General features: G+C 45.0%; 14 protein-coding genes. 7 read left to right on the forward strand and 7 right to left on the reverse strand.

Annotated features, from left to right (window positions below):
- Position 1: 1 nt before the first annotated feature.
- From BS636_RS05610 to BS636_RS05635, 6 genes are all read left to right on the forward strand, one after another.
- Positions 2-3,139 (forward strand): efflux RND transporter permease subunit, encoded by a 3,138-nt coding sequence (locus tag BS636_RS05610; RefSeq protein WP_099337896.1) that lies wholly within the window; start codon positions 2-4, stop codon positions 3,137-3,139.
- Positions 3,140-3,271: 132 nt separating this feature from the next.
- Positions 3,272-3,649 carry a hypothetical protein gene (locus BS636_RS05615; RefSeq protein WP_099337897.1) on the forward strand — a complete coding sequence of 126 codons (378 nt, stop codon included), beginning with the start codon at positions 3,272-3,274 and terminating at the stop codon, positions 3,647-3,649.
- Between the two features lie 104 nt (positions 3,650-3,753).
- On the forward strand, positions 3,754-4,866 hold the full coding sequence (dnaJ, locus tag BS636_RS05620; RefSeq protein ID WP_004895889.1) for a molecular chaperone DnaJ: 1,113 nt from the start codon (positions 3,754-3,756) through the stop codon (positions 4,864-4,866).
- 246 nt (positions 4,867-5,112) lie between these two features.
- Positions 5,113-5,583, forward strand: a complete 471-nt coding sequence (locus tag BS636_RS05625; RefSeq protein ID WP_099337898.1) for a Dps family protein — start codon at positions 5,113-5,115, stop codon at positions 5,581-5,583.
- A 286-nt stretch (positions 5,584-5,869) separates the two neighbouring features.
- Positions 5,870-6,691, forward strand: a complete 822-nt coding sequence (gene dapB, locus BS636_RS05630; protein ID WP_099337899.1) for a 4-hydroxy-tetrahydrodipicolinate reductase — start codon at positions 5,870-5,872, stop codon at positions 6,689-6,691.
- Between the two features lie 57 nt (positions 6,692-6,748).
- Positions 6,749-7,393, forward strand: a complete 645-nt coding sequence (locus BS636_RS05635) for an START domain-containing protein (RefSeq protein ID WP_099337900.1) — start codon at positions 6,749-6,751, stop codon at positions 7,391-7,393.
- 49 nt (positions 7,394-7,442) lie between these two features.
- On the opposite strand, the gene BS636_RS05640 is transcribed toward BS636_RS05635, so the two are convergent.
- Both BS636_RS05640 and dkgB read right to left on the reverse strand, forming a co-directional pair.
- Entirely contained in the window at positions 7,443-8,618 is a 1,176-nt protein-coding gene (locus tag BS636_RS05640; protein ID WP_099337901.1) for an MFS transporter, read from the reverse strand.
- Positions 8,619-8,627: 9 nt separating this feature from the next.
- Positions 8,628-9,434, reverse strand: a complete 807-nt coding sequence (gene dkgB / locus BS636_RS05645; protein ID WP_099337902.1) for a 2,5-didehydrogluconate reductase DkgB — start codon at positions 9,432-9,434, stop codon at positions 8,628-8,630.
- A 112-nt stretch (positions 9,435-9,546) separates the two neighbouring features.
- Here dkgB and BS636_RS05650 point away from each other — a divergent pair, with 112 nt between their 5' ends.
- Complete coding sequence (locus tag BS636_RS05650) at positions 9,547-10,437, forward strand: LysR family transcriptional regulator (protein ID WP_099337903.1); 891 nt, start codon at positions 9,547-9,549, stop codon at positions 10,435-10,437.
- A gap of 71 nt (positions 10,438-10,508) precedes the next feature.
- Here BS636_RS05650 and ahr read toward each other — a convergent pair whose 3' ends face one another.
- The 5 genes from ahr to mutY all read right to left on the reverse strand — a co-directional run bounded on the left by ahr (position 10,509) and on the right by mutY (position 14,038).
- Positions 10,509-11,531 carry an NADPH-dependent aldehyde reductase Ahr gene (gene ahr / locus BS636_RS05655; RefSeq protein ID WP_099337904.1) on the reverse strand — a complete coding sequence of 341 codons (1,023 nt, stop codon included), beginning with the start codon at positions 11,529-11,531 and terminating at the stop codon, positions 10,509-10,511.
- 4 nt (positions 11,532-11,535) lie between these two features.
- A complete protein-coding gene (locus tag BS636_RS05660) occupies positions 11,536-12,117 on the reverse strand; it encodes a DNA-3-methyladenine glycosylase I (protein ID WP_099337905.1) in 582 nt (193 codons plus the stop codon).
- 16 nt (positions 12,118-12,133) lie between these two features.
- Positions 12,134-12,379, reverse strand: coding sequence for a hypothetical protein (locus tag BS636_RS05665; RefSeq protein ID WP_048882603.1), 246 nt, complete (start codon positions 12,377-12,379; stop codon positions 12,134-12,136).
- A gap of 15 nt (positions 12,380-12,394) precedes the next feature.
- Positions 12,395-12,898, reverse strand: coding sequence for a M23 family metallopeptidase (locus BS636_RS05670; protein WP_171266061.1), 504 nt, complete (start codon positions 12,896-12,898; stop codon positions 12,395-12,397).
- 111 nt (positions 12,899-13,009) lie between these two features.
- Positions 13,010-14,038 (reverse strand): A/G-specific adenine glycosylase, encoded by a 1,029-nt coding sequence (gene mutY, locus BS636_RS05675; protein ID WP_099337907.1) that lies wholly within the window; start codon positions 14,036-14,038, stop codon positions 13,010-13,012.
- Between the last annotated feature and the right edge of the window lie 72 nt (positions 14,039-14,110).

A 14,110-nucleotide genomic window follows, 5' to 3' on the forward strand; every position in this document is an offset into this window, starting at 1 on the left:
TATGAACTTTAACCTTTCAGAATGGGCGCTGAAAAATAAGGGCTTGGTGCTGTATTTCATGATCCTGCTCGGTCTGGTCGGGATTATGTCCTATTCCAAACTGTCGCAGAGTGAAGACCCACCTTTTACCTTTAAAGTCATGGTGGTACAAACCTACTGGCCGGGTGCCAGTGCACAGGAAGTTTCTCTACAGGTCACCGACCGGATTGAAAAGGAGTTGATGACCACGGGTCAATATGACCGCATCATGGCCTATTCCCGTCCAGGCGAATCTCTGGTGACCTTTATTGCCAAGGATTCGCTACGGTCCAAAGAAGTTCCTGATGTCTGGTATAACGTTCGTAAAAAAATTAATGATATCCGCCATGAACTGCCACAGGGTGTACAAGGACCCTTCTTTAATGATGAATTCGGCGATACTTTTGGCAATATCTATGTGCTGAAAGGCAAAGATTTTGATTATGCTACGCTGAAAGAATATGCCGACCGTCTGCAGCTACAGTTACAGCGCGTCAAAGATGTCGCCAAGGTGGAACTGATTGGCCTGCAGGATCAGAAGATCTGGATTGAGATTTCCAACACCAAAGCTGCGCAGCTGGGTATTCCAGTCACGGCGATTCAACAATCTATACAACAACAGAATGCAATGAGCAATTCTGGCTTCTTTGAAACCGAATCAGACCGGATTCAAGTTCGGGTTAGTGGTGCACTCAAAAGCGTAGAAGAACTGCAGCAGATGCCACTGTATGTGAATGGTAAAACTATTCAGCTCGGCGATGTGGCGGAAGTTTATCGCGGCTTTACTGATCCAGCTCAGCCACGCATGCGCTTTATGGGTGAAAATGGCATTGGCATTGCCGTATCCATGCGTAAGGGTGGCGATATCATTGCTTTGGGTAAGAATCTGGAACAGGAATTCGCCCGCCTACAAAAATCTCTACCGCTGGGAATGGACCTGCAAAAAGTATCGGATCAACCGGTGGCAGTGAAACGCAGTATTAACGAGTTTATGAAGGTTCTGGCAGAAGCAGTGATTATCGTGCTCTTGGTCAGCTTCTTCTCGCTCGGTTTCCGTCCAGGTCTGGTGGTGGCTTTTTCCATTCCATTGGTACTGGCAATGACCTTTGCCGGTATGCAGCTATTTGATGTTGGCCTGCACAAGATTTCTCTTGGTGCCCTGATTCTGGCACTGGGCCTGCTGGTCGATGATGCCATTATTGCCATTGAAATGATGGCAATCAAAATGGAACAGGGCTTTAGCCGACTGGAAGCTGCCGGGTATGCCTGGCGTACCACTGCATTTCCAATGTTGACCGGAACCCTGATTACGGCAGCCGGTTTCTTACCCATTGCGACTGCTGCATCCAGTACCGGTGAATATACCCGTTCGATTTTCCAGGTGGTAACGCTTGCCTTGCTGGTCTCCTGGATTGCTGCAGTGCTGTTTGTTCCGTATCTGGGGGATAAACTTCTGCCAGATTTCAACAAAGACCTGATCCAGAAAGCGCCGTGGTATCAGCGACTCTGGGCACGTCTGCGTAAGCAGCCGGAACCGCAGCCAATGGTGCATCATGCTGGTGAGCATCATGACCCGTATCAGACCCGCTTCTATCAAGGCTTTAGACGCTGGGTGAATACCTGCGTGACTTATCGCAAAACCGTGATTGCATTGACTGTTGGGATTTTTGTCCTGTCGATTGTCATGTTTAAATTTGTCCCGCAACAATTCTTCCCGCCATCGAATAGGGCTGAGATTCTGGTCGATTTGAAACTGGAAGAAGGAGCATCGCTTAAGGCCACCGAAGCTGCGGTGAAAAAGGTCGAGGCGTTCCTGTCAAAACAGGAGGGGATTGATAACTATGTGGCTTACGTCGGTACCGGTTCACCGCGTTTTTATTTGCCCTTAGATCAGCAATTGCCTCAAACCAGCTTTGCCCAGTTCGTAGTACTGGCATCTTCACTGGAAGACCGTAATGAAATCCGTGAATCCCTAAGTAAACAGATTCGTTTGCTGCTGCCGGAAGTACGTACTCGAGTGTCTTTACTGGAAAATGGTCCACCTGTCGGTTATCCGCTGCAATTCCGTGTATCGGGCGAAGATTTAGGGTTGGTGCGTACTTGGGCGCAAAACGTCGCTGCCAAAGTGGCTGAAAACCAGAATACCACCAATGTGCACCTGGACTGGGGCGAGCCAAGCAAAGTCATCAAGTTAGACATTGATCAGGATCGTGCCCGTCAAATGGGGATAAGCAGTAGTGATCTGGCCAGTTTCCTGAATACTTCAATTGCTGGAGCAGGACTTGATCAGTTCCGGGAAAAACGTGAGCTGATTGAAATCCGCTTACGTGGCGATCAGGCAGAACGTGTCGATGTGGCTTCCTTAAGTAGTCTGGCGGTACCGACTTCAGGGGGTAATTTTATTCCATTAGCGCAGATTGCCAAGATTGAATATAGCTTTGAAGAGGGGCTGATCTGGCATCGTAACCGTTTACCGACTATTACTGTGCGCGCTGATATTCGTAGCAGTTTGCAACCTGCAACAGTGGTTAATCAATTGGCACCTGAGCTTGAACAACTGCGAGCAGAATTGCCAAGTGGTTATTTGCTTGATGTCGGTGGAACGGTAGAAGAATCTGCACGTGGACAAAACTCAGTAAATGCAGGGGTACCTTTATTCCTAGCTGTAGTGATGACCTTACTGATGATTCAGCTCAAGAGTATTTCACGTTCTGTGATTGTGTTTTTGACCGCACCACTCGGCATTATTGGCGTGGTCTTATTCTTATTATTGTTCAATAAACCTTTTGGTTTTGTTGCGATGCTAGGTACGATCGCACTTTCTGGCATGATCATGCGTAACTCTTTGATTCTGATTGATCAGATCGAGCAGGATATTCTGGCAGGTGAGTCACAGTGGGATGCCATCATCAATGCGACAGTACGCCGTTGCCGTCCGATTGTATTAACTGCATTGGCTGCTGTACTGGCCATGATCCCACTTTCACGCAGTATTTTCTTCGGTCCAATGGCAGTTGCCATCATGGGCGGATTGATTGTGGCAACGCTATTAACCCTGTTTTTCCTGCCGGCATTATATGCACAATGGTTTAAGGTAAAGAAAATTTCGCAATCGGTCTAAAACTGTCTTAAAATCAGGTGCGAAATATTAAAAATTTTAATATAGTAGTGCCTGATAATTTTACAATTTTAAAAAATGCGAAGTTGCCGTTTTGCCACTGCTGCAGAAACGGACAACGAGGTTGAAAGACACATGAATCAAGAAAGTTTAACTCAAATGCGACGCTCTATAGCCCTTGCATATGTGTTCATGTTTTTAGCCTCTTTTACCGTGATTTTTGGAATTTTTTCTTACTGGTTAGCCCGTAAAGTTGCTCAGGTCGACTATGCAGAAGTCTGGTTACAGGCACAGGCACTGTGGATCATGCGTAATGTAGTGATCTATACCATGCTCGCTGTTTTTGCAGCCCTCTGGTTTATTCCACTATTTTTCTATGCCTGGGACAGCATGTTATGGGTAAAAGCCTGTACTGTCGCTGGCGTCGTATTCAGCTTTATCGCCTTTATTTTCATGATTAATGCCTGGTTCAAAGGCGTGTCCAAGTTCTATCAAAGCAAAGCTGTTTTCTAAACTTTCGATTTTTTTCAAATTCCCCCCTTGTAAAAACTGGTTTGACCCCCAATTCAGACCACAGTTGAGTATTAAATAAAATTCCGTGAGGAGCATCGCCAGACATGGCTAAACGTGATTATTATGAGGTTTTGGGTGTCGCTAAAACCGCTAGTGATGATGAAATTAAAAAAGCCTACCGTAAGTTGGCGATGAAATATCATCCAGACCGCAACCCTGACAATCCAGAAGCTGAAGAGAAATTTAAAGAAGCTTCAGAAGCTTATGAAGTACTGTCTGATAGCGAGAAACGCAGCATGTACGACCGCATGGGCCATCAGGCCTTTGAAGGTGGTATGGGCGGCGGTGGCGGCTTCGGCGGCGGTTTCAGCGCAGAGGATATTTTCAGCCAGTTCGGTGATATCTTTGGTGGGGCATTTGGTGGCGGTCGCCAGCAACAACGCGCGCGTCGTGGTTCTGACTTACGTTATGTCATGGAACTGAGCCTGGAAGAAGCAGTCAAAGGTGTTAAGAAGACTATTACTTTCACTGCACCGGCACCATGTGACGCCTGTGATGGTAAAGGTTCTAAAAATCCGAATGATGTTGAAACTTGTCCGACCTGTCATGGTGCCGGCCAAGTGCGTATGCAGCAGGGCTTCTTCTCTGTACAGCAAACCTGTAGCACCTGTCGTGGTCAAGGTAAGATCATCAAGAACCCATGTAATAAATGTCATGGTTCAGGTGTATCTGACCGTCAGCAAACCCTGGAAGTTACCATTCCAGCGGGTGTGGACAATGGCGACCGTGTACGCTTGACGGGTAAAGGTGAAGCGATCCGTGACGGTCAATCAGGCGATCTTTATGTAGAAGTTGTGGTGCGCGAGCACGAAATCTTCCAGCGTGATGGTGCCGACCTGTATATGGATGTGCCGGTTTCAATTGCGGATGCAGCATTGGGTAAAGAAATTGAAATCCCAACCCTTGATGGCCGTGTCAGCCTGAAAATTCCTGAAGGCACACAAACTGGTAAATTATTCCGTCTGCGTGGCAAGGGTGTTAAACCTGTGCGTACTAGCATGACCGGTGATCTGTTATGCCGTATTGTTGTGGAAACTCCAGTAAACCTGACAGCGCGTCAGCGTGAGCTGTTGAAAGAACTGCAAGCATCAATGGATGGGGAAGGTAGCCAGTCTTCACCGAAGAAAAAATCATTCTTCGATCGTCTATTTGATTGATTGAATGAAATTAAAAAGGACGCTTAGGCGTCCTTTTTAATATATGTCAGTTTTAGACTCAAAAGCTTTTTAAAGAAAAGCATCAATATATTTAGGATTAATCATCACGTATTTAAATGAGTTTTTTCAATAAAGCTAACATAAATGCTACCGATCTTATATTTTCCAATTTTTTAAGCCGGCTAAACTGAAAATAACAACAAAGAAATTAATCACTCATAATTTGTACAAGTTAAGGTAGCTCACATGATGAAAGTAAATATTGGTATTTCAACAGAAGACAGAGCAGCAATTGTAGAAGGTCTATCTCGATTACTTGCCGATAGCTATACCTTATATTTAATGACCCATAACTTTCATTGGAATGTTACTGGTCCACAATTTAATACCTTACACACCATGTTCATGCAGCAATATACCGAGCAGTGGAATGCTTTAGATATTATTGCTGAACGGATTCGTTCTTTGGGCTTTCCGACACCAGGAACTTATCAACAGTTCGTAAAGCTGACTTCGATTGAAGAAGTTGAAGGCGTGCCTAAAGCTGAGGAAATGATTCGCTTACTGGTCAATGCCCATGAAACTGTGGCTCGTACTGCACGAAGCATGTTTGATATCGTCGATAAGGCAAATGATCAACCGACTGCGGATATCCTGACTCAACGTCTGAATGTGCATGAGAAAACGGCCTGGATGTTAAGAAGTCTGTTAGAGTAAATAGTCACTTTATTTAAAACTTATTTTATAAAAAAAATTAGAGATGAACCATAAAGGCTCATATCGTAAGGTATGAGCCTTTTTTTTAGATTCCATAACTTCCTACATTTTTAAAATCATCTTGATGCATTTTTAGACTGACAATTAAAGCTGAAGGCCAAGCCATATCAAAAACGCTCATGACCTTCTTTAATTCTTTTCATTGATTTTTATGCGATCAATCTTAGTGTTAGGAGCGAGTTTTGCTATAGTAAGAGCAATTTCGAATCAATATCAGGACTTTGTTATGTCAGCGACACCACGCATTGGGATTTTAGGTGCAGGCGGCCGTATGGGACGCATCCTTATTCAGGCGGTCAAAGAAGCCGGCTATCAATTGGCAGCGGCAGTAGAACGCCCTGAAAGCAGTCTGATCGGTGCAGATGCCGGGGAACTTGCAGGCGTGGGTAACGTAGGCGTAAAAGTTGTAGGTAGCCTGGAAGAAGTCGTTAAAGACTGTGATGTGGTGATTGATTTCACCGCACCTGCTGCAACAGTGAATCATCTGAAAATCTGCCGTGAAAATGGTGTTGCCATCGTCATTGGTACTACAGGGTTGAATGATGAGCAGAAAGCTTATCTGGATGAATCTGCAACTGAAACGCCAGTGGTGTATGCTGCGAACTATTCAGTTGGTGTCAACGTATCGATCAAATTGTTAGAACTTGCATCTAAAGTGTTTGGTGATACGGTAGATATCGAAGTAATCGAAGCCCATCACCGTCATAAAGTCGATGCGCCATCAGGTACTGCATTGATGATGGGTGAAGCAATTGCCGGTGCATTAGGCCGTGATCTGAAAAAAGATGCAGTCTATCATCGTGAAGGTCATACTGGTCCACGTGAACGTCAAAGTATCGGTTTCCAAACCATTCGTGGTGGTGATATCGTCGGTGAACATACTGCGATGTTTATTGGTGAAGGCGAGCGCGTTGAAATTACCCATAAAGCGACCAATCGTATGAACTTTGCAGCCGGTGCGGTACGTGCTGCTGCTTGGGTTGTCGGTCGTGACGCGCGTAAATATGACATGAAGGACGTACTTGGTTTTAACGAGATTAAAGTTTAAAATTTCGTCAAAATCATTTATAAGAATAACTTAAAACTAAAATAAGACGACAATGGAATGAAGAAAGTCATACTCATGCTCTGTGCTGTGGCATTTGCCGCCGCAGCACAGCCTAAATCTGTACCAAATGCCAAACTCAGTATTAACAAAAACAATATCAAGGTCTGGACCTATCAGGACAAGAACAATCCGGTTTTTCTGTATAAAGCTGAAACGACCTATGATGTACCGATGGAACAGGCAGTGCATCTCATTATTGATGTTGATAATGCAGTGAAATGGGTACCTTATATGGGCAATGTAAAAGTACTCTCTCGGGATAATAAAACAGGGGACTTCACCTTATATATGGTACTAGATTTTCCATTCCCACTGAAAGACCGAGATCTGGTGGTACAGGGGAAGATGATTCGTGACGCTAACGGCCAGATCACCATTAAGAACAAAGCCATTCAAAAAGGCTATCCACTCAATCCAGATTATGTACGTTTGACCCATTATGAAGGTGACTGGACGTTTAACCGTTTAGGGGATAAAAAGGTTAAGGTCTCTACCTATGGTTATGCCAATCCTGAAGGTTCAATCCCGCTGACCTTTGTGAATATGTTTGTGCAGCAGCAGCCTTATCAGATGTTGCAAAAAATGAAGCTGGAATTGAATAAATTCTCGACTGTTCCTGTATTGCCAGAAGCACTGCGTTAATTAGCCAATAAAAAGCCCACTTGATGCGGACTTTTTATTGCAAAGTTTTTTAGCTGCAGGATGCAACATCAGCAGTCTGTGGCGTAGCCAGCTTCATTTGCAGCAAGACCAGCAGCAATGCGAATGCACTCAGACCAGCACCGGCAAAGGAAACTGCACTATAGTTTAAGCCGAGATTTAGCACAGCGGCCCCAGCAATTGCGCCAACAGCATTACCCAGATTAAAGGCACCAATATTCACTGAAGAAGCGAGTCCTGGCGCTTCATGTGCAACAGACATGACCCGCATTTGTAGCGGTGGCACTACTGCAAATGCCGCAGCACCCCAGATAATTAAAGCCAGCGCTGCACCAATCGCAGTCGTCGCCAAAATCGGAAACAGCAACATCATCAGCATCAAGAGTAACAGGAAGCCAATCAGGGTTTTGTCCAGTGACAGATCTGCAAACTTGCCCCCCAGATGATTACCAATCGAAAAACCTACCCCAATCAGAATCAGCATCAGGGTAATCAAGGCTGGTGAAGCTTGAGTAAAATTTTGCAGACTTGGTGCAATGTAGGTATACAGCGCAAACATGGCTCCGGCACTCATAACAGTGGTCAGTAATGCCAAGATGACCGGTAAGCGGGTCAGCACTTTAAGTTCTCGACGGACATCCGGTTTTTGACTGCCTGATCCTTCAGGGAGTGCTTTCCAGAGGGAGAACATGGTGAGCAGACCCAGCAGAGAAATTCCACAGAATGCCATGCGCCAGCCGATATGCTGACCGACCCAAGTCACCAAGGGCACACCACCGATATTGGCAATAGTGAGCCCCATAAACATCATTGCCACAGCACTGGCCTGTTTATCTTTCGGAACCACACTAGCAGCCACGACCGAGCCTATGCCAAAGAAAGCACCATGGTTTAAGCTGGTAATCAGTCGTGCACCCATCAACCCGAGGTAGTTCGGAGCAAGCATCGCCAACAGATTACCAATCGTAAAGATTGCCATAAGCAAGATCAGCGATTTACGTTTGGAATAGCGACTGAGCCATAAGGTCATCAGCGGCGCACCGATCATGACACCGAGCGCATAAGCACTGATCAGCATACCGGCACGCGGAATCGAGATGTCCAGATCCCGGGCAATTTCCGGTAAAAATCCCATGGGAGAAAATTCAGTGGTACCAATGGCAAAGGCACCCACAGCCAAAGCCAGTAAGGGAAAGTTAATCTTCATTGCGTATGCTTAATCCCAGATTGGTGCCAACTGTTCTGGATCAACTTCACGACCATTACGTTCCAGCGTACTAATCAACGCCATTTCTTCTTGAGTCAGCTGTATCTCCTGTGCTGCCAGATTAGCTAACAGATGCTCACGCTTGGTTGAAGATGGAATGACCGCATAGCCTTTCTGCAATGCCCAGGCCAAGGCAATCTGGGCACTGGATGCCTGATGCTGTGCAGCAATTTCTTGCAGGACTGGATCATTCAATATTTTGCCATAAGCCAGCGTCATATAAGAAGTGACATCAATCTGCTGAGATTGCAGAAAATTAACCAGTTTTTGGTTTTGCAGATAAGGGCTCAGTTCAATCTGGTTGGTCGCAATATGTTCTAGTCCAATGCTATCAATCGCCTGCTGGGTCAGCTCGATATTAAAGTTGGAAATCCCGATGTGTTGAGTCAGCCCTTGCTGTTTGGCTTCTAGCAAGCTTTGCATCAATTCAGGAATATTGAAACCCAGTTTCGGCGCTGGCCAATGGATCAGAGTCAGGTTGACCGCATCGGTATGTAACTTTTGCAGACTTTCTTTAAGGCTTGGAATCAGTTTATCTGGCGCGTAATTGTTCGTCCAGATTTTCGTGGTGATAAACAGCTCATTGCGGTTGACCTGACTTTCAGCAATCGCCTGACCCACTTCAGCTTCATTGGCATAGATCTGTGCAGTATCTACCGCACGATATCCAACTTCTAATGCAGTTTTCACCGAGTCAATGACAGTCTGTCCAGAGAGACGAAAGGTGCCTACACCCATTTGCGGAACAATTTTCATAAATTCAATCTTGCTTGTTTTTGATGTGAAGTATTTTGCGATTTTTATTGTTGCTAAAAAATAGTCTAATTTGCAAAATATTATTGACTATAAATCATTAAATGGACTGAAGATGAAATCGACCATTGAGGAGCTACAAGCCTTTGTTACTATTGTCGACAATGGTTCGATTATCAGAGCGGCAGAGCGGTTGGGACAGACGACTTCAGGCATCAGTCGGGCATTGCAGCGTCTGGAAAATAAGTTAAATGTCACTTTATTGGAACGCACGACACGCAAACTGAAATTGACCCAGGAAGGGCAATTATTCCTAGAAAAATCACGCAAGATTCTGAATGATCTGGCGGAAGCTGAAGATGCCTTACTGAAATCCGATAGTGATATCTCAGGCTTAATTCGGGTCGATTCAGCTACACCTTTTGTACTGCATGTGATTGTGCCTTTGATTCAGGAATTTATGCAGCAATATCCCAATATCGAGATTGAGCTGAATAATCATGATCAGGTGATTGATCTTCTGGAGCATAAAACCGATGTGGCCATCCGTTTTGGGGAGTTACAGGATTCCAGTCTGCATGCGCGTTTGTTATGTCGCAGCCGGCTTTATATCGTCGCAAGTCCTGATTATTTACAACAGAAGGGTAAACCGCAATCTGTCGAGGATTTATCTCAACATACTTTGTTAGGTTTTAGTCAGCCAACGCATCTGAATACCTGGCCGATTCAGCTAAATGATAGACATATTACGGTCGAACCAAAGATCAAGGCTTCTAATGGGGAAACTGTCCGTCAATTGGCTTTACACGGGGTAGGAATTACCTGCCTGTCACGCTTTTTGGTACACGATGATTTACAGGTAGGACATTTACGAGCACTATTTGAAGATCAGATTGAATTGCAGTATCAGAACATCCATGCAGTCTATTATCGACAGGAACATTTACCGAAACGGGTACATTTATTTATTGAATTTCTAGCCACCAAACTGGTCAAGTATCTTTAAAGCTATATTTATAAAATAAAAATCTGCCCAACTATTGCAGTGGGGCAGATCAATGGATTCAGACCAAAAGATTAAAAATCTGCTTTTAACACGATCCGGTAACGAGCCTTGCCAGAGTGCAGGCGTTCAATCGCCGCATTGATTTCTGACATTGGAAATAATTCGATTTGTGGTGCAATATTTTTACGCGCAGCAAATTTCAGTAGTTGACGTAAAGCTGCTGGAGAACCTGTTGGTGAACCCGTCACAGATTTGGCACCGCCAATTAATGAGCCAGCCGAGATTTGCATTGGTTCTAAAGGTAAACCCAACATATGTACGGTACCATTCGGTGCCAATGTCGCCAGATAAGCTTGCCAGTCCAAAGTGACATTTACGGTACTGAGCAGTAAATCGAATTTACCCCGTAGCGTTTTAATCGCTGCAGGATCACGACTATTCACCACATGATCCGCACCCATCGCTTTTAGCTCATCGGTTTTATCCAGATTGGAAGTAAAAGCGGTAATCTCACACCCCCAAGCCTTTAGCAACTTGATCGCCATATGTCCTAAACCACCAATACCAATCACACCCACATGATGAATGGCCTGAATTTGATGCTTTAGAATTGGATCAAAGACGGTAATACCACCGCAGAGCAGGGGACCTGCACTTTCTGGGTCTAGATCTTCTGGTAGAGGAATCACCCATTGCCAACCCGCACGGACTTTATCGGCAAAACCGCCAGCATGACCGACAATCGTTGCGACTTGGCCACCAGTACACAGAACCTGTTGACCTGAAATACATGGATCACAATGCTGACAACTTTCTGCTGTCCAGCCAATCCCGACCCGCTGACCAATTTGCAAACCTTTGGCTTCTGAACCGAGTTGAGTGATGGTTCCAATAATTTCATGACCCGCAACAACAGGGTAGACCGAAGAACGCCAGTCATTGTTAATCACTGAAATATCGGAATGACATAGACCACAATATTCAACTTTGACTTCAACCTGATGTGGCTGCAGTTCACCTGCATCAAATTGATAAGGTTCAAGTAGAGCACCTGCAGACATCGCAGCATAGGCTTGAATTGTATTATTGGACATAGACTCAGCTCTTATTGGAATGGGAGGATTTTGTTTTAAAGTGACAGTGATTTTCATGGTCATCAACCATGCCGACTGCTTGCATAAAGGCATAACAGATCGTTGGGCCAACGAATTTAAAGCCTGCTTTTTTTAAGGCCTTGGACATATTCTGGCTTTCCATGGTTTGTGCTGGAGCCTGACGATAATCTGCAACATTATTATTCAAACGCGGCTGCTGGGTAAAAGACCACAGCCATTTGACTACATCAATATCTTGAGATTTTAGCTGTTGCCAGGCTCGGGCATTATCCCGAATTGCAGTCAGTTTACCGATATGCCGGATTAGACTAGCATCTTGCAGTTTTGCTGTGAGTTGCTCATCTGTAAAAGCAGTAATGCTTTCAATAGAATATTGAAAAAAATGTTCACGATAAGCTTCACGCTTTTTCAGCACTGTAATCCAGGCCAATCCTGCCTGTTGTCCTTCCAAACACAGCATTTCAAACAGGCGTTTTTCATCATGCAGCGCCTGTCCCCATTCCTGATCATGGTAGGCAGTATAGAGAGGATCATCAGAGCACCAGCCACAGCGTTGAATGGTCATGTGATGCTCCTTATTTTTATAGTTTAAAAGTGGTCCATTGATCTTGCTGGTTATCCCAGTAAGATAACTCTGCCTGCTCCAGATCAGTAAACTGGATCCAGGCATCTTTACCGCTCTTATCGGCATAACCGGTACTGATCAGAAGCGCATCTTCGGTGATTTCCATGATCCAGCCCTGATAGGTTTGGCCATTGAGCACGATTTTTTGTTGATTGCCTGACTCAGCAAATTCTACCAGACGGTTGATCAACGCTTCTGACATGTACATTTCCTAAAATTATCGTAAATATGGATAGGGATTCACAGCACCACGGCCTTTGCCCTGCAGATAAAGCCCATAATGCAGATGAGGCGCAGTATGCCGTGCATTGCCGCTATTGCCAACGTAGCCAATGACCTGACCTTTCTTGACATAGTCCCCGACACTCAAACCGCGTTTATGCCCGTCAAGATGAGCATAATAATGCCAAGCTCCACCCGGACCGAGTATCCAGACCACTTTACCACCCAAATTGTTATTGCGTAAGTCTGCAATCAGGCCCTCTGTCACACTGAGGACTTTGGTTCCACGTGGAGCCATAATGTCGATACCTTCATGCAGGCGACCACTACTACGGGAAGCCCCCCAGGTATCTTTGAGCTGGCGTGTCTTGACTTTATCTACCGGGATCGGCAGTCGAGATGGCATTGATATATTCTTTAGTTTCTGTACCAAAATTGGATTCAGCAGTACAGAACCCGACTGTTTCGGAGTCGAACTACATGCTGCCACTAGCAGCATCAAAAAAGAAATAATGACCAAACGAATATTGTGCTGCAAAGCGTCCTTCCTTGTGCACCAGTATCAAGTTTAAAAAATGATTAAGTTATAAATCTCTTATTTCTGAATATGTCACAGTTTAGTTGCAGAGATCAATTTTTTCATCGCTGTTGGAATACCAGCCTGAACTGCTGCCGTTGGCTCCATCCAGAGGCCATTTAGCTCAATCGATAAGTGTTCTTGTAGATCAGCGTCAATGGCAAATACCAGACCTTCAAGCTGCCAGGTAAAATGGGTGAAACTATGTGAAATTTCAACTTTTTGCACGAATTGTTTTAAGCCTAAACTCTGTTTTAACAGATCTAGTTCATGTGCTTCTTCAATAATTGGCAGACACCAGAGACCACCCCATAGGCCGCTATTTGGACGTTGTTGCCACAGCCATTGTTCTTCACATTGTAATATCAGCACTTGAGCAGATTTCACTGGTACCGGCTTTTTGGCTTTCTTAAAAGGCAGCTCATTTTCTAAACCTTGCTGATGTGCCTGACAATGTTGTTGCATCGGACAATGCAGGCACAGCGGTTTTTTGGGCGTACAAACCGTCGCGCCTAGATCCATAATCGCCTGGGTATAGTCATGATTACGTTCAACAGGACATAACTGTTCAGCCAGTTGCCACATGGCGCGTTCATGGACAGGTTTAGAAAGATCATCTTCAATAGCAAAGAAACGTGATAATACCCGTTTCACATTGCCATCCATAATCACGCCGTATTGGCGTAGACCTAAAGACATCAATGCACCGGCAGTCGAGCGACCAATACCTGGTAGGGCGATCCACTCTTCTAGAGTTTTAGGGAAATGACCTTGTGCAGCCACGATTCCGGCTGCTTTGTGTAGATTCCGTGCCCGCGCATAATAGCCAAGTCCCGCCCAGTAAGGTGCAACTTCATCCCAAGTCGCTGTTCCCAAATCCTGAACTGTAGGAAAACGCGAAATAAAACGATCAAAGTACTGTAATACTGTTTTGACCTGAGTTTGCTGCAGCATGATTTCAGATACCCAGACTTTGTATGGATCATCTGCCACTTGCCACGGCAAATCATGCCGACCGTGAACATCAAACCATTCTAAAAGTGCATCTGAAAATACAAACATGAATACTGGACAGGGAAGAGGAACAGGAAGGCATTATAGCTGATTGAGTGGAGGGGATTTGTGAAAAGTGTA

The sequence above is a fragment of the Acinetobacter sp. LoGeW2-3 genome (genome assembly GCF_002688565.1).
In the GTDB taxonomy this organism is placed as follows: domain Bacteria; phylum Pseudomonadota; class Gammaproteobacteria; order Pseudomonadales; family Moraxellaceae; genus Acinetobacter.